The 20,948-nt window shown below is 64.0% G+C and carries 13 protein-coding genes; 8 read left to right on the top strand and 5 right to left on the bottom strand.

From position 1 onward, the window contains the following. Positions 1–386 precede the first annotated feature (386 nt). From ACVOLI_RS16820 to murD, 3 genes are all read left to right on the top strand, one after another. Positions 387–2,996, top strand: a complete 2,610-nt coding sequence (locus ACVOLI_RS16820; RefSeq protein WP_481615290.1) for a bifunctional aspartate kinase/diaminopimelate decarboxylase — start codon at positions 387–389, stop codon at positions 2,994–2,996. Between the two features lie 76 nt (positions 2,997–3,072). Next, positions 3,073–4,524, top strand: a complete 1,452-nt coding sequence (gene murL, locus ACVOLI_RS16815; protein ID WP_481615289.1) for a UDP-N-acetyl-alpha-D-muramoyl-L-alanyl-L-glutamate epimerase — start codon at positions 3,073–3,075, stop codon at positions 4,522–4,524. Next, positions 4,505–5,944 (top strand): UDP-N-acetylmuramoyl-L-alanine--D-glutamate ligase, encoded by a 1,440-nt coding sequence (gene murD / locus ACVOLI_RS16810; protein WP_481615288.1) that lies wholly within the window; start codon positions 4,505–4,507, stop codon positions 5,942–5,944. Before murL ends, murD begins: the two co-directional genes overlap by 20 nt. Before the next feature lie 60 nt (positions 5,945–6,004). On the opposite strand, the gene ACVOLI_RS16805 is transcribed toward murD, so the two are convergent. After that, positions 6,005–6,598: an SMI1/KNR4 family protein gene (locus ACVOLI_RS16805; RefSeq protein ID WP_481615291.1), complete on the bottom strand. Its 594-nt coding sequence runs from the start codon at positions 6,596–6,598 to the stop codon at positions 6,005–6,007. A 121-nt stretch (positions 6,599–6,719) separates the two neighbouring features. On the opposite strand from ACVOLI_RS16805, the gene ACVOLI_RS16800 reads away from it, so the two are divergent. Next, positions 6,720–7,508, top strand: coding sequence for a dienelactone hydrolase family protein (locus tag ACVOLI_RS16800; RefSeq protein WP_481615287.1), 789 nt, complete (start codon positions 6,720–6,722; stop codon positions 7,506–7,508). Positions 7,509–7,915: 407 nt separating this feature from the next. Here ACVOLI_RS16800 and ACVOLI_RS16795 read toward each other — a convergent pair whose 3' ends face one another. Together ACVOLI_RS16795 and ACVOLI_RS16790 are read right to left on the bottom strand one after the other, a co-directional pair. Then, positions 7,916–8,170, bottom strand: coding sequence for a helix-hairpin-helix domain-containing protein (locus ACVOLI_RS16795; RefSeq protein WP_481615286.1), 255 nt, complete (start codon positions 8,168–8,170; stop codon positions 7,916–7,918). Between the two features lie 5 nt (positions 8,171–8,175). Further along, positions 8,176–9,174, bottom strand: a complete 999-nt coding sequence (locus ACVOLI_RS16790; RefSeq protein WP_282270849.1) for a polyprenyl synthetase family protein — start codon at positions 9,172–9,174, stop codon at positions 8,176–8,178. 203 nt (positions 9,175–9,377) lie between these two features. Between ACVOLI_RS16790 and ACVOLI_RS16785 the strand changes: the two genes are divergently transcribed. Further along, positions 9,378–10,991 carry an alpha-glucosidase family protein gene (locus ACVOLI_RS16785; protein ID WP_481615285.1) on the top strand — a complete coding sequence of 538 codons (1,614 nt, stop codon included), beginning with the start codon at positions 9,378–9,380 and terminating at the stop codon, positions 10,989–10,991. A gap of 573 nt (positions 10,992–11,564) precedes the next feature. On the opposite strand, the gene ACVOLI_RS16780 is transcribed toward ACVOLI_RS16785, so the two are convergent. Both ACVOLI_RS16780 and ACVOLI_RS16775 read right to left on the bottom strand, forming a co-directional pair. Further along, entirely contained in the window at positions 11,565–14,333 is a 2,769-nt protein-coding gene (locus tag ACVOLI_RS16780) for a TonB-dependent receptor (protein WP_481615284.1), read from the bottom strand. A 423-nt stretch (positions 14,334–14,756) separates the two neighbouring features. Beyond that, entirely contained in the window at positions 14,757–16,823 is a 2,067-nt protein-coding gene (locus ACVOLI_RS16775) for a glycoside hydrolase family 97 protein (protein WP_481615283.1), read from the bottom strand. A gap of 210 nt (positions 16,824–17,033) precedes the next feature. Here ACVOLI_RS16775 and ACVOLI_RS16770 point away from each other — a divergent pair, with 210 nt between their 5' ends. The 3 genes from ACVOLI_RS16770 (at position 17,034) to ACVOLI_RS16760 (ending at position 20,899) form a co-directional block, all read left to right on the top strand. Beyond that, entirely contained in the window at positions 17,034–18,515 is a 1,482-nt protein-coding gene (locus tag ACVOLI_RS16770) for an MFS transporter (protein ID WP_481615282.1), read from the top strand. Beyond that, on the top strand, positions 18,515–20,230 hold the full coding sequence (locus ACVOLI_RS16765) for an alpha-amylase family glycosyl hydrolase (RefSeq protein WP_481615281.1): 1,716 nt from the start codon (positions 18,515–18,517) through the stop codon (positions 20,228–20,230). The genes ACVOLI_RS16770 and ACVOLI_RS16765 overlap by 1 nt, the downstream gene beginning before the upstream one ends. A gap of 288 nt (positions 20,231–20,518) precedes the next feature. Next, the gene (locus ACVOLI_RS16760; protein ID WP_481615280.1) at positions 20,519–20,899 is read left to right on the top strand and encodes an SseB family protein; all 381 of its coding nucleotides are present in this window, start codon (positions 20,519–20,521) and stop codon (positions 20,897–20,899) included. Positions 20,900–20,948: the final 49 nt, after the last annotated feature.

The following is a 20,948-nucleotide window of genomic DNA, read 5'->3' as shown; positions in this document are numbered from 1 at the left end:
GGGCTTGAGCCAGAGCCAGAGCCAGAGCTAGAGCCAGAGCTAGAGCCAGAGCTAGAGCCAGAGCTAGAGCCAGAGCTAGAGCCAGAGCTAGAGCCAGAGCTAGAGCCAGAGCGATTCCCGCCTGCGCGGGAATGACGGCGTTTAGAAGCGTAGGCAACGGCCACAGCCAAAGCCAAAGCCAAAGCCAAAGCCTCCAGTCCAGCCCCCTTTCACCCAAAGATGACCCGAATCGTTGCAAATGCTACTTTCTCCGCCCCGGGAAGGGAGGCCGGGTGGCGATGGTATCGCTGGAAACTCAGCCGTCCCGGCACAGCGGCCTTGGCATAGAATCGGTAGTTCCGCCCGCATTGCCGGGTCTTTCTCCCACTAGTGAATCCACAAAGCCAATGTCTGCTTCCCCAATCGCTGATCGCTGGATCGTCCTCAAGTTCGGTGGCACCTCGGTGTCGCGTCGTCATCGCTGGAACACGATCGGTCAGTTGGCGAAAAAACGTGCAGACGAGACCGGCGGCAGGGTACTGGTGGTGGTGTCGGCCTTGTCGGGCGTCACCAACGAGTTGACCGCGATTGCCGACGGCGCCGCCGACAGCCGCGAGCGCGTGGCCGCGCTGGTCACCCGCCACAATGAATTCCTCGCCGAGCTGGAGCTGGGCAGCGAAGTGCTGGCTGAACGCCTGGCCGCGCTGCAGGCGCTGCTGGACGACCCGCGCGCGGCCAGCCGTCCGCTGGACTGGCAGGCCGAAGTGCTGGGCCAGGGCGAGCTGCTGTCCTCCAGCGTCGGTGCCGCCTACCTGCGCAGCAACGGCCTGGACTTCGGCTGGATGGACGCCCGTGAGTGGCTGGATGCACTGCCGCCCGCGCCCAACCAGACCGAGTGGTCGCAGCGCCTGTCGGTGAACTGCCAGTGGCAGGGCGGCGGTGACTTCAAGCAGCGCTTCTCGGCGCAGCCGACCCGTATGCTGATCAGCCAGGGCTTCATCGCCCGCCACGGCGACGGTGGCACCGCCATCCTCGGCCGCGGCGGCTCGGATACTTCGGCCGCCTATTTCGGCGCGCTGCTCGGCGCCAGCCGCGTTGAAATCTGGACCGACGTGCCGGGCATGTTCAGCGCGAATCCGAAGGACGTACCGGATGCTCGTTTGCTGACCCGCCTGGACTATTACGAGGCGCAGGAAATCGCCACCACCGGCGCCAAGGTGCTGCACCCGCGCTCGATCAAGCCCTGTCGCGATGCCGGCGTGCCGATGGCCATCCTCGATACCGAGCGCCCGCATATGCCGGGTACCAGCATCGACGGTGCCGCCGAGCCGGTGCCGGGCGTCAAGGCAATCAGCCGTCGCAACGGCATCGTGCTGATCTCGATGGAAGGTATCGGCATGTGGCAGCAGGTCGGCTTCCTGGCCGACGTGTTCAACCTGTTCAAGAAGCATGGCCTGTCGGTGGACCTGATCGGTTCGGCCGAGACCAACGTCACCGTGTCGTTGGACCCGTCCGAAAACCTGGTCAACACCGATGTGCTGGCGGCGTTGTCGGCCGACCTGTCGCAGATCTGCAAGGTCAAGGTGATCGTGCCGTGCGCGGCCATCACCCTGGTCGGTCGCGGCATGCGCTCGCTGCTGTACAAGCTCTCCGACGTGTGGGCCACGTTCGGCAAGGAGCGCGTGCACATGATTTCGCAGTCCTCGAACGACTTGAACCTGACCTTCGTGATCGATGAGGCCGATGCGGATGGCTTGTTGCCGATCCTGCACGCCGAGTTGATCGACAGCGGCGCCATGCCGGTCTACGAAGAGCAGGTATTCGGCCCGCGCTGGCGCGAAATCATCGGCAGCATCCGCCCGCGACAGACGCCGTGGTGGCAGGCACCGGCCAAGCAGAAGAAGCTGCTGGAGCTGGCCGCACAGGGCACGCCTGCCTATATCTATGACCTGGACAAGGTGCGCGAGCGCGCCCGCCAGTTGAAGGCGATTCCGGCGATCGACCGTCGTTTCTACGCCATCAAGGCCAACTCGCACCCTGAGATCCTGCGCACCCTCGCGGCTGAAGGTTTCGGCCTGGAATGTGTATCGCAGGGCGAAGTGGAGCTGGTGTTCGCCGCGGTGCCGGATATCACCCCGGAGCGCGTGCTGTTCACCCCGAGCTTCGCACCGATCAGCGAATACCAAGCCGTGCTGGCGCGTGGCGTCAACGTCACCGTCGACAACGTCGAATTGCTGAAGCATTGGCCGGAAGTGTTCCGTGGCCGTTCGCTGTGGCTGCGCATCGACCTGGGCCACGGCGATGGTCACCACAAGAAGGTGAACACCGGCGGCAAGGACTCCAAGTTTGGTCTGTCCGCGCAGCGCGTCGATGAGTTCATCGCCGCCGCCCGCGCGCTGGATATCCGCATCACCGGCGTGCATGCGCACCTGGGCAGCGGCATCGAGAACAGTGGCCACTGGAAGCAGATGGTCGATGAAATGGCCGGCTTCGCGCGCCGTATCGGCAGCGTCGAAATCCTCGATATCGGCGGCGGTCTGCCGGTGCCGTACAGCGATGATGACGAGCCCTTCGATCTGGACGCCTGGGCCGCTGGCCTGGCCGACATCAAGGCGGTGCACCCGGCCTTCCAGCTGGCAATCGAGCCTGGCCGCTTCATGGTGGCCGAGTCCGGCGTGCTGCTGACCCATGCTTCGCAGGTAGTGGAGAAGGATGGCGTGCGCCGCGTTGGCCTGGATGCCGGCATGAACGCCCTGCTGCGCCCGGCGCTGTACGACGCCTGGCACGACATCGCCAACCTGTCGCGGCTGGATGCCGAGCGCGATGTTGATTTCAGCGTGGTCGGCCCGATCTGCGAATCCAGCGATGTGTTTGCCGAGCGGGTGAAGCTGCCGGCAGCGACCGCACCGGGCGATGTGATGGTCATCGCCGATGCTGGCGCCTATGGTTTCAGCATGGCCAGTACCTATAACCAACGCGCCTTGCCGCGCGAGGACGTCATTGATGAAGTGCAATGACGTCTGTTTGCTGCGAAAACCTTTGTCGTCCGTTGCGCGCTGACGCGCAACGGCAAGTTTGATTTCCGGATACGCCATGACAGCTTTTGATAAAGACCAGGTTTCCCGTTTCCGCTTCGTCCGCTGCGATTTCGCCGCGGACACCGGTGTGGCACGGCTGGTATACGCCTTCGACGACGGTCCGGAGTTGACCGAGACCGTCACCGTGCCGGGCGCGCCGTTCCAGTTGAACGACGAACGCACGGCCGCGGTGCAACGCGCCCTGCAGCTGCTGCACCTGATTGCAGGTGTCAGCTACTACAAGGCGGCGGTGCCGGCGCAGGTAAGCATCGACAGCTACGCCATCGACGCGGCCACGGCCGCGTTGGTGGAAACGGTGTACTTCAACGGCCTGGGCGAATTCGCCTACCGCAACGGCCTGAACCTGCGCGACCGGTTCAAGCTGCCGGTCAATGAGCCCCTCTCCCGCCGGGAGAGGGGTTGGGGAGAGGGTGCGTCAGCCGACGCAGCTTCCTCCGCAGCCGCACCCTCACCCCCGGCCCCTCTCCCGACGGGAGAGGGGAGCAAAGCGCCTGCGCTCGGCCTCTCCCACCACGCCCTCGTAGCCATCGGCGGCGGCAAGGACTCGCTGGTCAGCATCGAAGCCCTGCGCAATGCCGGAGTGGCCGAAACCGTCACCTGGATCGGTGGCTCGCAGTTGATCCGTGCCTGCGCCGAGCGCACCGGCCTGCCGACCCTCAACATCGGCCGCACGCTGGCGCCGGAGCTGTTCGAGCTCAATCGCCAGGGCGCATGGAACGGGCATATCCCGGTCACCGCGGTGAACTCGGCGATCATGGTGCTGGCAGCCGTGGTGCAGGGCGTGGACCAAGTGGTGTTCTCCAACGAGCGCTCGGCTAGCTACGGCAGCCAGATTGCCGGTACCGGTGAAGTGAACCACCAGTGGTCCAAGGGCTGGGCCTTCGAGAAGGCGTTCGGCGAATACGTGCAGCAGCACATCGCCGCCGACCTGAACTATTACTCGCTGCTGCGTCCCTTGTCGGAGCTGGCGGTTGCCCGTCAGTTCGCCAAGACCGATTTCTACGACGCGCACTTCTCCAGCTGCAACCGCAACTTCCACATCCTCGGCGAGCGCCCGGTGAACCGCTGGTGCGGCGTCTGCCCGAAGTGCCACTTCGTGTTCCTGGCGCTGGCCCCGTTCATGCCGAAGATCCGCCTGGTGCGCATCTTCGGCCGCAACCTGCTGGACGATATGGAACAGGCCGGCGGCTACGACGCGCTGCTGGAGTTTCAGGATCACAAGCCGTTCGAATGCGTTGGCGAGGGCAAGGAATCACGCGCGGCAATGGCGACCCTGGCATCGCGTCCGGACTGGAAGGAAGACGTGCTGGTCAAGCGCTTCGCCACCCTGATCCAGCCGACCTTGTCGGCGGACGAACTGCAGATTGAACCGCTGCTGGTATTTGATGGCGAGCACCGCATCCCGGCAGCACTGTGGGAGCGTCTGCGTGCGAATCTCGCAGCTTGAAGGCAAACGCGTCGCGCTGTGGGGGTGGGGGCGTGAGGGCCGCGCGGCCTATCACGCGCTGCGTGATCGGGAGTGGGGAATCGTCAGTGGTGATTCGCAGGAGCGGTTTCCTGCGCGTTTGACGGTGCTTTGCTCTGCTGCTGAAGCAGAGGAAATTCGGGCGCTTGGTGATGCACACCTGCGCGTTGAAACCGAGCTCAGTGGTGAGTTGCTGGCTTCGTTCGATGTGGTGATCAAGTCACCGGGTATCAGTCCGTACAAGCCCGAGGCGCAGCATGCCTTGGCGCAGGGCACGCAGTTCATCGGCGGCACCTCGCTGTGGTTCAGCGAGCACGCCGATGCCGATGGCACGCTGCCGAACACGGTCTGCGTTACCGGCACCAAGGGCAAGAGCACGACCACCTCGCTGCTGGCGCACCTGCTGCGCGCGGCCGGGCATCGCACCGGCCTGATCGGCAATATCGGTCTTCCGCTGCTGGAGGCCCTGGACCCAAAACCGGCACCGGACTATTGGGCGGTGGAATTGTCCAGCTACCAGACCGGCGAAGTCGCCCGCAGCGGTACGCGGCCGGACGTCGCCATCGTGCTGAACATCTTTCCGGAGCACCTGGACTGGCACGGCAGCGAGCAACGCTACATCGACGACAAGCTGTCGTTGGTGACCGGCGGTCATCCGCGCGTGGCGGTGCTCAATGCAACCGACGAACACCTGCGCGCGCTGCAGCTGCCGCACAGCCAGATCGTCTGGTTCAACCAGCCCGAAGGCTGGCACATGGTTGGTGAGATTGTGCATCGCGGTACGCAGGCAGTATTCGACACCTCGAACACGCCGCTGCCCGGCCGCCACAACCGCGGCAACCTGTGCGCGGTGTTGGCTGCGCTGGAAGCCCTTGGTCTGGATGCGGTTGCCTTGGCGCCTGCGGTGCAGAGTTTCCGGCCATTGCCGAACCGCCTGCAGCTGCTGGGCGAACGCGATGGCCTGCGTTGGGTGAATGATTCGATCAGCACCACGCCGCACGCATCGCTGGCCGCCTTGGATTGTTTCGCCGGGCAGCGCATCGCCTTGCTGGTTGGCGGGCACGATCGCGGCGTGGATTGGCAGGACTTCGCCGAACACATGCGCGACAACGCGCCGGTCGAGATCGTGACCATGGGCAACAACGGTCCACGCATCAATACGCTGCTCGCGCCATTGGCCGAGGCGGGCGGTTTTGGCCTGCACGCCGCGACCGATCTGCCGCATGCGGTGGAATTGGCGCGTGCCGCGCTGGGCGGGCAGGGCGGGGTAGTGCTGCTTTCGCCGGGCGCACCGAGCTTTGGTGCCTACAAGGACTATGTGGCGCGCGGACGGCACTTCGCCGAGTTGGCCGGGTTTGATCCGGACAGCATCAGTGCGATTCCGGGTATCGGCATCCTGTAAGGCCTTGGCCGGGGCCGACGTGGCGCTGATTGTCAGTCGGCGCCACCCATTACCTGCAGATCACTCTTCTTCGTCGGTGAAGGCGTAACCGCCGTCGATCAGCTGCTGCAGGTAGGCATCGAAGCTGGGTGCGATCACCGCATAGCTGTCCGGGTCGTGCAGGTAGCGCACGACCTGGCCACTGATGCCGCCGTCGGCAGGATCGAAATCCAGGTACAGCATCGAGGTGCCGCCGTTGTTCATGCAGTGCGAAAAGCACAGGCGCCTGCCCATCGGCACGTCGGCATCGATGCCGGCGCCGAGAATCTCCGGCTCATCGTCCAGCCATTCTTCGTAGATGGAACGGATGCTGTCGTCCCACTGCGCGCTGTCCTCGAAGATCTGCTGCACCGACCGCAGGTAGTAGGGGTAGCTGCCGTCGCCGACATCCGAGCCCAGCATCAGCACATTGACCTCACCTTGCGGGTAGTCCCGGTAGTGGCTGCCATCCACCTGTGCCAGCAGCTCCAGCAGGCTCGCCGGCACCTGCGGCCATTGCCGCTGCAGGCGTTGCAGTTCGGACTCGCTTGCGCCTTCCACCCAGCGCCACATTGGCGCGTCATCTGCCGGCAAGCGCGGCACAAGGCCGGAAAGGAAGGTATCGACGAGGCTCATATGCAGAAGGACACGTTGGGGATGCATATCCAAGCACACCTGCGTAACGCCGCCAATGCACAATGCGCCACGGGAGGCGATATCGACAGGATGCCTCCGTCCTCTTCTCAGGAGCGCAGGCATGAACAAGTGGCGATGGGCTGCAGTGACAATGCTGGGACTGGCGGCAACGCCGGCATGGGCCGCGATGAAGTCGCAGCCCCTGGAGTGGCAGCACGACGGCACCACCTTCAGTGGCGTGCTGGTCTACGACGATGAAGGCGATGCCCGCCGCCCCGGCGTGGTGATGGTGCCGAACTGGCGCGGCGTCAATGCCTCGGCGATTGCCAAGGCTGAGCAGATTGCCGGCGATGACTATGTGGTGCTGGTTGCCGATGTTTACGGCAAGAACGTGCGCCCCACGGACAATGATGCGGCGGCTGCGGCTTCCAAACCCTTGCGTGAGGACAGGGAGCTGCTGCGCGCTCGTGCGGCGGCGGCGCTGGATGCCTTGAAGGCACAGGCTGGCAAGGTGCCGCTGGATGCATCGCAGATCGCTGCGGTGGGTTTCTGCTTCGGCGGCACCACCGTGCTGGAAATGGCCCGTGCCGGCATGCCGTTGGCGGGTGTGGTGAGCCTGCACGGCGGCCTGTCGACCCCAGCCCCGGCAGCAGCCGGCAGCGGCAAGGTGCCGATCCTGGTGCTCAATGGCGCGGCTGATCGCGGTGTAACCGCCGAGGACATCGCCAACTTCGGCAGCGAAATGGACGCCGCCAAGGCTGATTGGCAGTTCGTCAATTTCAGCGGCGCGGTGCATTGCTTCGCCGAGTCTGACGCCAACAGCCCACCGGGCTGCCTCTACGACCCCCGCGCCGCCAAGCGCGCGTGGAAGATGATGGACAATTTCCTGGAAGAGCGGCTAGGGGACTAACGCTTGGTAGGGGCTTTACCAGCGATGCCCTGGGGCCTGTAGTGCCGAGTCATGCTCGGCAGGGGCTTCACCAACAATGTTTTGTAGGAGCGGCGCTGGGTGGCCTCGGGCCATAAGCCGCGAAGCCAGAGCAAGATCAGAAGCGGCAAAGCTACCCCTCCCCAACCCTCCCCTTGCCTACGGCAAAGGGAGGGAGCGTAGTGCCGAGCCATGCTCGGCAAGGGGCGTTCCCAGCAACGCATCAGGCGTGCAGATTTGTGGGAGCGGCATAAGCCGCGAAGCTGACTACCTGTCAGATCGCGGTAAAAGCTGTCCGTACGGGATGCGCTACTGGCGGTTCACCTTTGGTAGCGCCGGGAACAACCGTGGCTTCGCGGCTTATGGCCCGAGGCCACCCGGCGCCGCTCCTACAACGACGCCCGGCTCTGCGCCGCCGCTATCGCCCCGCTGATCGCCGCCCGCGCTTGCGGGCTGTTGCGCCAGCAACTGCTGCCCAGCATGGCCGAGGCCTGGCTGACGACGTCGCCGGTTTCGGCTTCCGCCAACTGCTGCAGCGAATGGAATCCCAGCTGCTCCAGTCGGGCCACCACGGTGGCACCGACCCCTTTCACCGCCAACAGCACGGCGCGTTCTTCCTCGTTGAACTGCTGCAGGCCTGCCATCGCGATCAGTGGCTGCGTTCGATGGCGTAACGGGCCAGGCCGCGCAGGGCGGCAACGGCGTCGGTTTCCGGTAGGCCGTCCAGCGCCTGCTCGGCGGCGTTGGCATATTCCACGGCGCGTTTGCGGCTGTATTCCAGGCCGCCGGTTGCATGGATGGCAGCCAACACTTCCGGCATCGCGCTGGCATCGCCGTCCTGCACGATCTCGCGCAGGCGGTTGCGGACCACTTCGTCCGAGTGCGCCATGGCATGGATCAGCGGCAAGGTGGCCTTGCCCTCGGCGAGGTCGTCGCCCAGGTTCTTGCCCAGCTCGTCGGCATTGGCGGAGTAATCCAGCACATCGTCGGCGATCTGGAAGGCATAGCCCAGGTGCATGCCGTAGTCGTAGAGCTTCTGCTGCACAGCTTCGTCGGCGCCGGTGGCCAGCGCGCCCAGGCGGGTGCCGGCGGCGAACAGCACCGCGGTCTTGCGCTCGATCACCCGTAGGTAGGCAGCTTCGTCGGTATCCGGGTTATGCACGTGCAGCAGCTGCAGCACTTCGCCTTCGGCGATGCGGTTGGTGGTGTCGGCCAAGATCTGCATCACCGCCATGCGCTCCAGCTCGACCATCAGCTGGAAGCTGCGCGAGTACAGGAAGTCACCGACCAGCACGCTGGGGGCATTGCCCCACAGGGCATTGGCGGTGCTGCGGCCACGGCGCAGGTCGGATTCGTCGACCACGTCGTCGTGCAGCAGGGTGGAGGTGTGGATGAACTCGATGATCGCCGCCAGCTGGTGGTGCTCCGGACCGGCGCCGCCGACCGCATGGCCGGCCAGCATCACCAGCATCGGCCGCAGGCGCTTGCCGCCCGCGGAGACGATGTGGTCGGCGATCTGGTTGATCAGCACCACGTCCGAGGACAGGCGGCGACGGATCAGGGCATCGACGGCAGCCATGTCCGCTGCGGCAAGGGTCTGGATGGCAGGCAGGCCCAGCGCGGGGCGGATATGTTCAGCGATGCTCATAGGAAGACTTCAGGGGGTACCCGGGGATTATAGGCGGTGTCGGGGTAGGCGGCCCGTCAGGGCCGAAAACCGAACAGAACCGGGCCTTTGCGCAGTGAATACGTATGCAAGCAACACCGCCGGCAAAGCGCCGACGCTAAGCTGGCCGGCATACATTTCGCGGCCCTGAAACAGGGGCTCTGAGGCCCGTAGGGGGGCGTTCGATGTCCAAGACTCCATGGTGGCGCGGTGCCGTCATCTACCAGATTTACCCGCGCAGCTACCTGGACACCAATGGCGACGGCGTCGGCGACCTGCCGGGCATCATCGATCGCCTGGAGTACGTGGCGTCATTGGGCGTGGATGCGATCTGGGTGTCACCGTTCTTCAAGTCGCCAATGGCTGATTTCGGCTACGACATCGCCGATTACCGCGATGTGGACCCGCTGTTTGGCAACCTGGCCGATTTCGACCGCTTGCTGGCCAAGGCGCATGCGCTGGGCCTGAAGGTGATGATCGACCAGGTGTTCAGCCATACCTCGGTGGACCATGCCTGGTTCAAGGAAAGCCGCGAGAGCCGCGACAATCCCAAGGCCGATTGGTATGTGTGGGCTGATGCGCGCGACGATGGCAGCCCGCCGAACAACTGGCTGTCGATCTTCGGTGGCGTGGCCTGGCAGTGGGAGCCGCGGCGTCGGCAGTATTTCCTGCACAACTTCCTGGCCTCGCAGCCGGACCTGGATTTCCACAATCCGGCGGTGCAGCAGGCAACGCTGGATTACGTGAAGTTCTGGCTGGACCGTGGCGTGGATGGCTTCCGTCTGGATTCGATCAACTTCTGCTTCCATGACGCGCAGTTGCGCGACAACCCGCCGAAACCCGAAAGCGAGCGTATTGGCCGTGGTTTCAGCCCGGACAACCCGTATGCGTTCCAGTACCACTACTACAACAACACCCGGCCGGAGAATATTGGTTTCCTCGAGCGCCTGCGTGCGTTGTTGGATGAGTACCCGCAGGCGGTGACGCTGGGCGAGATCTCCTCGGAGGATTCGCTGGCGACGACTGCCGAGTACACCGCGCCCGGCCGCCTGCACATGGGCTATAGCTTCGAGCTGCTGGTGGATGATTACAGCGCGGCCTACATCCGCGGCACCGTCGAGCGGCTGGAAGCGGCGATGGGCGAGTCCTGGCCGTGCTGGGCGGTTTCCAATCATGACGTGCAGCGTGCGGTGACCCGTTGGGGCGGGCATCCGGCCAAACCCTCGTTGGCGAAGATGCTGGCGGCACTGGTCTGCTCGCTGCGTGGGTCGGTCTGCATCTACCAGGGCGAGGAGTTGGGCCTGGGTGAAGCGGATGTGCCGTTCGAGGCGTTGCAGGATCCCTACGGCATCACCTTCTGGCCGAACTTCAAGGGCCGTGACGGTTGCCGCACGCCGATGCCTTGGACCGACGAGGCCTTGGCTGGGTTTACCACTGGCAAGCCGTGGTTGCCGATCCCGGCCGAGCATCAGGCCTTGTCGGTGCAGGCGCAGGAGGTGGATGGCGAGTCGGTGCTGCATGCCTTCCGTAGCTTCCTGAGCTGGCGCAAGGCGCATCCGGCCTTGGTCGAGGGTTCGATTCGCTTCCTTGATAGTGCTGAGCCGGTGTTGCTGTTCGAGCGTCAGGCCGGCGATGAGACCTTGTTGCTGGCGTTCAATCTGTCCGGCGAAGCGGTGCGGCATCCGTTGCCGGCCGGTGAATGGCAGGCCTTGGCGCTGCCGGGCCCGGTGGCGGGTGCGATCGAGGCTGGCGAACTGGTATTGCCTGGGCACGCGGTGTATTGCGCGCGTCGCGGCTGAGTTTTTGTTGCTCTCTCTTTTGTGCGGGCGGAGATAGCATCTCCGCCTTTTTTTTTTTTGGCTTTTGGCTTTTGCTTTTGGCCTTGGCCTTGGCCTTGGCTCTGGCTCTGGCTTTGGCTTTGGCTTTGGCTCCGGCTCCGGCTCTGGCTCTGGCTCTGGCTCTGGCTCCGGCTCTGGCTCTGGCTCTGGCTCAAGCCCCTCTCCCGCCTGCGGGAGAGGGGTTGGGGTGAGGGCGCTTCTAAAAGCAGGCCAAAGCCAAAGCTCCCCCCATCCGCCCTACGGGCACCTTCCCCCGCAGGCGGGAGAAGGGAAAGCCAAAAGCCAAGAGCCAAAAGCCAAGAGCCAAGAGCCAAGAGCCCGAGCGATTCCCGCCTGCGCGGGAATGACGGCGTAGCTTCAACAACAACCACAGACATCACACAACAGCCACAGCCACAGCAAGTCGGCCAATGCTTTGGCTGCAACAAACTTCAGCAAATTCCTTCTGGGATACGGAAAGCGCCAAGGCTGCTCACAACGCAAAAGGCCCGCTGCAAAGCAGCGGGCCTTCAACGCGCTCTCAACCAGAACGGTTTAGAACTTGTAGTTCACACCCACCTGGTAGGTGCGGCCCCATTCCACGGTTTCCAGCGGCCTGTCCTTGGTGCCGGCATAGGTTTCGTACTTGGAGTTGGTCAGGTTGCTGGCCTGCAGGAACAGACTCAGGCCCTTGAACATCGTGCCGTCGCCGAAGCTGTAGCCCAGCTGTGCATCCAGCACGTCCTCGCCCTTTACATAACGCAGGGTGCGGGCGCCATTGAAGTTGCCGATCTCGCCGATGAAGTCCGAGCGCTTGCGCTGGTTCAAACGCACTTCAAAGCCGCTGTTCTCGTAGTAGGCGGTGAAGTTGTAAACGCGCTTGGACAGGCCCGGCAGCATGATCGGGCCGGTGCCAACGCTGTTGGTGTTGGCAGGGTCGGGCTTGATCATGATGTCGCTGTCGTTGAAGCTCGCGCTGGCCACCACGCCGAAGCCACGCAGGGCATCGGTGAACAGGTCCAGCGGCAACGAGGCGGTCAGCTCGGCGCCGCGCAGGCTGCCACCGGTGCCGTTGAACGGTGCGGTGTAGTAGCCGATCGACTGTGCCGGGACCTGCAGCTGGGCTGCATTGGTGCCAACCTTCAGCCACTCTGCCACCTGGTTGGTGAAATCGTAGCCGTCACGCTTCTCGGTGTAGATGTAGCTCTTCAAGTCCTTGTAGAACACGGCGGCGGCCACGTAGGCCTTGTTGCCGAAGTACTTTTCCCAGGACAGGTCGGCGGCGTTGGCTACCCACGGATCCAGGGTCGGGTTGCCGCCGCTGGAACCAGGCTTGCCGGTATTGGTGTCCATGCCGAATTCCATCGAGGCGCGCAGTTCGTCGACGCGCGGACGCGCGACCTGGCGGGCGAGGGCGAAACGGATGGTGTTCTCGGCCGGCAGTTCGAAGGCCAGGTTCAAGCTCGGCAGGAAGTCCAGGTACTTCTTGCCGGCGTTGATCGGAATGACCTGGCTGCCAACCGGCTGTGAACCATCCCAGTAATTGGAATGCGAAGACTGGTCGACATGCTGGGCCTGGATGCCGACGTTGCCGCGCACCGGGATCGAGCCGATCTGGGTGCTGATGTTGGCACGCAGGAAGGTGGTGGTGATCTTCTCATCCACCGTCCACTGCTTCGGAATCAGGTAGCTTTCGGTGGTGGTCGGGTTGAACGTCATGTAGCGGCCAACCGCAGCAGGCACGTTCCAGGCCGGGATGTAGCCGGCGCCGGCAAAGCCCAGGTTGACCGGCTTGTACTGCAGGTCGGCGGCGATGCTGGTGATGCCCTGTGCACCGAGGTTGATGTTGCCCTCGGCCTGGGTCTTGTTCTTGCTGCGGTCGGCGTAGTTCATGCCAACATCGAAGTCCGAGAACCAGGTGAAGCCTTCCGGCACCGGGAAGGTGGCCGCCAGCTTGAAGCCCTTCAGCTCATCGTCCACATGCGGCGTCTTGCCGTAGCCGGAACCATAGATGGTATTGGTGAGGTAGAGCTTGCTGTAGTCCGAGTAATCAAAGCCCGGGGTGAACTGCGGGAAGTTGCCACCTGCGAAATTCAGCTTCACCGAATCCAGCATCGGTGCCGGCAGCAGCTGCAGGTTGTTCTCCAGGTTCAGCTCGTCACGCTCGGCCTTGGACCAGCTGACATCCGCCACCACGCGTACATCGCCGAAGTTGAATTCGTTGTTCCAGCCAATGGCCTTGATGGTGTCTTCGCGGTTGTTGTACATGCCGCGGATCAACGGATAGACGTTGTGCGCCGTGCCGCTGACGAAGCTGCCGTTGCCGTTCACGACCACGTCGGTGACGTTCAAACGGTCGTAGCCGCCGTTGTAGTCGCCCAGATGGATTTCCATCTGGTTGGCGGTGTCGTGTTCCTTGGCCTTGGTGTAGAAGGTGTCCAGCGTGCTGGTCCAGCTGTTGTTGGGTCGGAACTGCAGGGTCGCCATCACGCCGTCGCGCTTGGCATTGCCGGTGCGGCGCAGGGCCTTGATGCCGTCGGAGTAGAAGGTGCCGGCAGCAACGCCTGGGCGCCAGTTGTCGCCGATGGCCTGCCACGGCTCGTACAGGCCGACCTGGTTTTCCTGTTTGGACATTTCCGAGTGGGAGATGCCGATGGCAAGGCCGATGGTGTTGTCGGCGAACTTGTCGACGTAGCTGAAGTTGAGACGGTTGCCGTACGGATCCTCGCCGGCGGCTTCGCCCAGCGAGTTCTTCTGGTAGCGGCCGCTGACGGCGATGACGCGCTCGTTGTAGCTGAGCGGGCGCACGGTCTGCATGTCCAGGGTGCCGGACAGGCCCTGGCCGACCAGGCCGGCGTCCGGGGTCTTGTACACGGTGACGCCGCTGATCAGCTCGGACGGGTACTGGTCGAACTCCACCGAACGGTTGTCACCGGTGCTGACCATTTCGCGGCCGTTGAGCAGGGTGGTGGCGAAGTCGGGCGACAGGCCGCGCACGCTGATGGCCTGGGCGCGGCCGGCGACGCGCTGGGCGGCCAGGCCGGGCAGGCGGGCGATGGATTCGGCGATGCTCACGTCCGGCAGCTTGCCGATGTCTTCGGCCGAAATGGCTTCCACGATCGAGGACGAGTCACGCTTTACCGAGATCGCGCTCTCGATGCCGCGGCGGATGCCGGTCACGGTGACGGTGTCCAGGTCGACAGCTTCAGCCTTGGCTTTCGCTTTGGCCTCGTCGTCCACGGTCTGTGCGTGTACGCCGGTGGCGGTCAATGTGATGGCTGAGGCCAGTGCAACGCTCAGCAGATTGCGCTTGGTGTTCAACATACTCCCCTCTCCCAGGTGATGTCGTTTGGTTGTTTTTTGTGCTCCCCCGTATTTTTTGGGTGGGGGATGCATCGCTGTTTTTTGCTGCCTGCGACTGACTCGCATGGTAATCAGCGGGCAAGCCCGTGGTGCTGGGCTGCATACGTATTCAATGGGGGTTTGCGTTGGCAGATAGGTCTGAAAACGCTTTCTGTGGTGGTTCTGCCTTCACGCCGTCATTCCCGCGGAGGCGGGAATCGCTTTGGCCGAGGCTTTGGTTTTTGTTTTATGCCGTCATTCCCGCGTAGGCGGGAATCGCTCTGCGCTCTTGACGTTCCGCGCGAAAGTCAAAGACAAGAGCGATTCCCGCCTGCGCGGGAATGACGGCTGTAGGGCAAAAGCCCAAAGCCCAAAGCCCAAAGCCTTGGGCTCCAGACCCAGTCCTTACTCCACCGGCACAAACCGCACAGCGGCACCGCCACCAGCCGCCAGCTGCAGTTTGATCCGGTCGCCACTGCCTACCACCCGCGTCTCACGGACAAACGCAAACGGTGCCGTCTCCCAGTTGGCGCCGTCACCATCGCGGTAGATCTCCGCGCGGTAACGCTTGCCCGGGGTCAGGAACGACAAGGCCACATCCAGCGACTGCGGCGTTTCGCTGCCAACGCTGCCGACAAACCATTCCTCGCTGCCACGCGCCTTGCGCGCAAACGTCACGTACTGGCCAACCTCGCCATTCAGTACATGGCTTTCCTCCCAATCCACCGCCACGTCCTTGATGAACTGGAAGGCGTCCGGGTGCTGGGCGTAGTGCTCGGGCAGGTCGGCGACCATCTGCACCGGGCTGTACAACACCACGTACAGGGCCAGCTGTTTGGCCAGGGTGCTGCGCAGGGGCAGGCCGTTGCGGCCCTTCAGGCTGACGATGCCGGGGGTGTAATCCATCGGTCCGCCCAACATGCGGGTGAATACCAGCGTGGCTTCGTGGCCGGGCGGGTTGGGCGGGTTGCCCCAGGCGTTGAACTCCATGCCGCGGGCGCCTTCGCGCGATACCCAGTTCGGGTAGGTGCGGCGCAGGCCGGTGTCCTTGATCGGCTCGTGGGAGTTGATCGCGATGTGCCTGGCCGCGGCCTGCTGCAGCACGCGCAGGTTGTGGTTGCTCATCCACTGGCCTTCGTGCCATTCGCGGGTGATCGGGCCATCGGCCTGGTCCTGGCGGTGGATGTCACCGGCGTCGCAGACATAGCCGGTCTTGACCACATCCACGCCGTTGCGCGCATACAGGTCCAGCGCGGCGGGCAGCTGGCGTTCGTAATGGCTGACCGCGCAGGCGGTCTCGTGGTGGCCGATCAGGTGCACGCCCTTGCCGGCGGCGTAGCTGGCAAGGCCGGGCAGGTCGAAATCCGGGGTGGCGCGGGTGAAGTCGAAGGCCTCGCCGTTGGCGAACCAGTCGCCGTCCCAGCCGATGTTCCAGCCTTCCACCAGTACGCCGCGGAAACCGTTGGCGGCGGCGAAGTCGATGTAACGGCGGGTGTTCTCGGTGGTGGCGCCGTGCTTGGGGCCGGTTGCCCAGGTCTCGGTTTCCAGGTGCAGCGACCACCACACGCCGGCATATTTGGCTGGCTTGAACCAGCTCACATCGCCGATGGCGTTGGGTTCGTTTAGGTTGAGGATGAGGCTGGATTCGGCCAGGTCACCGGCCTTCTCGCCGATGGTGATGGTGCGCCACGGGGTGTTGAAGGGCAGGGTGCGCACGACCGGCGCGCCGCTGCTGGACGGGGTGAGCGTCGCGCGCAGGATGTCGCCATCGCCACGCGCCAGGTTCATGCCGGCGTAATCGACCAGCGCGGCTTCGTGGATGGAGATATGCAGGCCGTTGTCGCTGCGCAGGGTCAGCGGGGTCTGCGCGGTGCCGACTTCCTTCAGCGGGGTCTGGTGGTACAGGTATTCTTCGCGGTTCCACTCGAAGGCGGGAATCCACCACGCGGTGGCTGGGCGTGCCAGCGCGAACTCGGTCAGCTCGGCGTGGATCTGCGCCTGCTTCATGCCGGCTTGCTGCGGGAACTCGTAGCGGAAGCCGATGCCGTCGTCATAGACGCGGAACACCACGTCAAAGCGGCGCTCGTAGTTGCGGCCGGCGCCGGGCTTCTCGGTGAAGCTGGCGCGCAGCTCGTTGTAGTGGTTGCGGGTCAGGCGGCGCTCGCCCCAGGGCTGCTCCCAGGTCTCATCGAAGCTGCGCTGTGACTGGCTGGTCAGGGCGACATTGCGCTCCAGCCGGCCATCACCAAGCAGCATGCCCAGCCGCGACGGCGCGATCACCGCTTGGCCATTGCGCTCCACCCGGTACGAGGGGCGGCCTTCATGTTGGGATTCGACGACTACGACAAGCTGCTTGTCGGGTGAGGTGACGCGCGCCAGATCGGCGGCGTGGGCCGGCAGGGCGCTGATCAGCAGCAGCGCGAAGGCGGCTCTCAGCGACAGGCGGGCAGGGGTGGAACGTGAATCGGCCATGCGGGTCTCAACTCCGGGTTCTGGTCGGCGCGCCGGCCCAGCGGGGTGGCACGTGGCGCCACTATTCCCCGGCCGAGGCCACTGTGGGGGCAATGCCGCATTGAATACGTATGCAACAGCGGTGCAGATCACAGGTGCGCCCTCTACCATGGCTGCAGCGCATCCGCGCCCAACATCGCATCCGTGATTCCCGGAGGGGGGAAGCGCTTGATGAATAGCAAACCGCAGCTGTCGTTCTGGCAGATCTGGAACATGTGTTTTGGCTTCCTGGGTATCCAGTTCGGCTTCGCGCTGCAGAACGCCAATGCCAGCCGCATCTTTGAAACGCTGGGCGCGCCGATGGACGCGGTGCCGGGGCTGTGGATCGCCGCACCGCTGACCGGGCTGCTGGTGCAGCCGGTGATCGGCTATCTGTCCGACCGCACCTGGACGCGCTGGGGCCGCCGCCGCCCGTACTTCATGATCGGCGCGGTGCTGACCACGCTCGCGCTGCTGGTGATGCCGAACTCGCCGACCCTGTGGATCGCCGCCGGCACGCTGTGGGTGCTGGATGCCTCGATCAATATCTCGATGGAGCCGTTCCGAGCCTTCGTTGGCGATCAGTTGTCGCCGAAGCAGCGCCCAACAGGCTTCTCGATGCAGAGCTTCTTCATCGGCGTGGGCGCGGTGGTGGCCAGCTTCCTGCCCTTCATCCTTGCCCACTTCGGCGTGGCCAATACCGCCGGGCCGGGTGAAGTGCCGGATACCGTGCGCTATGCCTTCTACTTCGGCGCGGCAGTATTGCTGCTGGCGATGAGCTGGACGGTGTTCAGCACGCGCGAGTATTCGCCGGCCGAGCTGGCCAGTTTTGATGATGCGGAGCCGTCCGCTGTGCATTCGACGCAACGCGTCGGCGGCTTGCCGCAGTGGAGCCAGATTGGCCTGTGGCTGGGTCTGGGTGTGCTGCTGGCAGCGTTGATCGCCTGGCGCCAAGGCGACCGCATGCTCTACGTGCTGGCCGGCTTGTGCGTCAGTTACGGCCTGCTGCTGGGCGTGGCGCGGGTGCTGCCCGGCACGCATATGCTGGCCACCATCGTCGATGACCTGCGCAGCATGCCGGGCACGATGCGGCGCTTGGCATGGGTGCAGTTCTTCTCCTGGTTCGCCCTGTTTGCGATGTGGATCTACACCACCGCAGCGGTGGCTGGCACGCACTTCGGTTCAACCGATACGCAGTCAGCTGCGTACAACGAAGGCGCGAACTGGGTCGGCGTGTTGTTCGGCGCTTACAACGGTTTCGCTGCCGTGGCGGCGCTGATCATTCCGCTGATGGTGCGGGCGATTGGCCTGCGCTGGAGCCATCTGGTCAATCTGTGGCTGGGCGGCTTGGGCCTGATCTCGCTGATGCTGATCAAGGACCCGCACTGGCTGCTGCTGTCGATGGTCGGCGTCGGCTTTGCCTGGGCCTCGATCCTGTCGCTGCCGTACGCACTGCTGTCGGACAGCGTGCCAGCGGCAAAGATGGGCGTGTACATGGGCATCTTCAATTTCTTCATCGTGATTCCGCAGCTGGTGGCCGCCAGTGCCTTGGGCTTTGCCCTGCGCAACTGGTTGGGTGGTGATCCCATCCACGTGCTCGTATTGGGCGGCTGCAGTCTGTTCGTGGCCGGTTTGTGCGTGCTGCGGGTTCCGTCGCAACAGGAGGTGGTGTGATGCGTGGTCGTTTGGCAGCAGCGGTAGGACTGGCAGTGGTGGCAGGCTCGGCCTTGGCCGGCAACAGGCCGGATTACATCGGCACCACCGAGCCATTCGCCAGTGATGCGGTGTACTTCGTGGTCACCGATCGCTTCGTCAATGGCGATACCAGCAATGATCATCGCGACCAGGGCGGCGAACACCGCACCTTCGATATCCCGGTGCCGTGCCCGGACAAGATCGACGGCAACATCGGCTACCTCGGCGGCGACTTCAAGGGCGTACTCGACAACGCCGATTACATCCGCGAGCTCGGCTTTGGCGCCGTGTGGATCACGCCGATCATCGACAACCCCGATCAGGCATTCACCGGCAGCAAGCCGATCAGCTGCACCAGCACGCTGACTGACCGCGGCAAGACCGGTTACCACGGTTATTGGGGCATCAACTTCTACAAGCTGGACGAGCATCTGCCCAGCGCTGGTCTGGATTTCGCTGGGCTGACCAAGGGCCTGCACGATGCCAAGCTGAAAGTGGTGCTGGATATCGTCGGCAACCACGGCTCGCCGGCCTGGACCATGCCCAAGCGGCAGCCGCAGTTCGGCCAGATCTTCGACAAGGACGGCAAGCTGATTGCCGACCATCAGAACCTGGCCCCGGACAAGCTTGATCCGAAACACAATCCGCTGCATGCGTTCTACAACAACATCGGCCCGGTCGATGGCAGCAAGGGTTCGATCTTTGACGGCAACCTGGCCGAGCTGTCGGATTTCAATGAGCACAATCCGGCGGTGATGGACTACCTGGTTGGCGCCTACCTGCAATGGACCGCGCAGGGCGTGGATGCTCTGCGCATCGACACCATCGGCTGGCTGCCGCATCCGTGGTGGCATGAATTCGTAAACCGCATCCGCGCCCAGCACCCGGGCATGTTCATGTTCGGCGAAGCCTTCGACTACGACGCAGCGAAGATTGCCGAGCATACCTGGCCGGCGAACGCCAATGTCAGCGTGCTGGATTTCCCGCTGCGCGGTGCCATGTCCTCGGTGTTCGGCAAGGAGCAGAAGGGCTTTGAAACGCTGGCCGAACCGCTGCACCTGAGCGGCGGCCCGTATGCCAATCCGTATGCGCTGATGAGCTTCTACGACAACCACGACATGGCGCGGCTGGATGCCAGCGATGCCGGTTTCATCGACGCGCACAACTGGCTGTTCACTGCACGCGGTATTCCGGTGCTCTATTACGGCTCGGAAACCGGCTTCATGCGTGGTCGTGCCGAGCATGCGGGCAACCGTGCCTACTTCGGCCAGCAGCGGGTGGATGAGGCAGGGCAGAGTCCGATCTTCGCACCGCTGCAGCGCATCGCCAAACTGCGTGAAGCAACGCCTGCGTTGCAGCGCGGCTTGCAGGTAAATGAGCGGCTGCACGGCGATGAGGCGGTGTTCTACCGCGTACTGCAGCATGGTGATACTGCGCAGACGGCGTTGGTGCTGTTGAACAAGAGTGATGCAGCACGTTCGTTCGAGGTGAATCGTTACCTGCAGACCGGGCAGTGGCGTGATGTGCTGGGTGGCGGTTCGTTGAAGGTGAGAAGTTCGCTGAAGACCGAAGTGCCGGCGCATGGCGTCAAGGTGTTTGTGCTGGAAGGGCAGGTCTTGCAGCCGGAGCTGCGTGCGCAGTTGGATGCGGCTATGGCGGATCAGATAGCGCGGGATAAGCGATTGGCGCAGTAACCCGCTTGAGCCCCTCTCCCTGCGGGAGAGGGGGGGGGGTGAGGGTAGGGTTCTGCGAGCAATCCAACACCGCGCCAAAAGCACCCCTCCCCAACCCTCCCCTTTGCTGCGCAAAAGGGAGGGGGCAGATCACGTGCAGCTGGAGGCTTTGCTTGTCTCCCTCCCTTTGCCGCAGGCAAGGGGAGGGCCGGGGAGGGGTAGCTCTCGCTACTGTCTCACCTTCAGCCTCTGCGACGCCCAAAGCCCCACCCGCTACAATCCGCCCCCAGGCATTCCCGGCGGCACCGTATGAACCAGCTCCCCCCGCAAACCCCCATCGAAACCCTGCTGCAGACGGCAATGGACGGCAAACTGCCGATCCGAGCCTTCATGCAGGCCTTCGTCGCCTCCGAGGTGGTGTTGCTCACCGGCAGTCTCGTCACCGCCGACGGCAGTGGCTTCGATCCGTTGCTGTTCGACAAGCAGGGCATGCTGCACGTGGCGGTGTTCACCGATATGGCGCGGGTTGGTTTCCACCAGCAACAGGCACCGCACAACATCCGCATGCTGATGCTGGACGTGCTGCGCCGCGTGCCCGGCGGCTACGGCGTGGTGATCAACCCAGGTACCCCGCTGGGCTTTGAGATATCACCGTCAGGCGTGGGCGAAATCCTCAAGGATTTCAGCTAGGCCAAGCACGCGAAGACTCCGTAGCCCGGGTAAGCGCAGCGCACCCGGG

The sequence above is a fragment of the Stenotrophomonas sp. STEN029 genome (assembly GCF_056760015.1).
The sequence above is the reverse complement of the archived record's forward strand: the minus strand, read 5'-3'. Positions and strand labels throughout refer to the sequence as shown.

Bases quoted from the DNA above. Each gene is read 5' to 3' on its own strand.
- ACVOLI_RS16805 (WP_481615291.1), bottom strand. From the start codon at position 6,598: ATGAGCCTCGTCGATACCTTCCTTTCCGGCCTTGTGCCGCGCTTGCCG.
- ACVOLI_RS16795 (WP_481615286.1), bottom strand. From the start codon at position 8,170: ATGGCAGGCCTGCAGCAGTTCAACGAGGAAGAACGCGCCGTGCTGTTG.
- murL (WP_481615289.1), top strand. From the start codon at position 3,073: ATGACAGCTTTTGATAAAGACCAGGTTTCCCGTTTCCGCTTCGTCCGC.
- ACVOLI_RS16800 (WP_481615287.1), top strand. From the start codon at position 6,720: ATGAACAAGTGGCGATGGGCTGCAGTGACAATGCTGGGACTGGCGGCA.
- ACVOLI_RS16820 (WP_481615290.1), top strand. From the start codon at position 387: ATGTCTGCTTCCCCAATCGCTGATCGCTGGATCGTCCTCAAGTTCGGT.
- ACVOLI_RS16790 (WP_282270849.1), bottom strand. From the start codon at position 9,174: ATGAGCATCGCTGAACATATCCGCCCCGCGCTGGGCCTGCCTGCCATC.
- ACVOLI_RS16760 (WP_481615280.1), top strand. From the start codon at position 20,519: ATGAACCAGCTCCCCCCGCAAACCCCCATCGAAACCCTGCTGCAGACG.
- ACVOLI_RS16785 (WP_481615285.1), top strand. From the start codon at position 9,378: ATGTCCAAGACTCCATGGTGGCGCGGTGCCGTCATCTACCAGATTTAC.
- ACVOLI_RS16770 (WP_481615282.1), top strand. From the start codon at position 17,034: ATGAATAGCAAACCGCAGCTGTCGTTCTGGCAGATCTGGAACATGTGT.
- ACVOLI_RS16775 (WP_481615283.1), bottom strand. From the start codon at position 16,823: ATGGCCGATTCACGTTCCACCCCTGCCCGCCTGTCGCTGAGAGCCGCC.
- ACVOLI_RS16765 (WP_481615281.1), top strand. From the start codon at position 18,515: ATGCGTGGTCGTTTGGCAGCAGCGGTAGGACTGGCAGTGGTGGCAGGC.
- ACVOLI_RS16780 (WP_481615284.1), bottom strand. From the start codon at position 14,333: ATGTTGAACACCAAGCGCAATCTGCTGAGCGTTGCACTGGCCTCAGCC.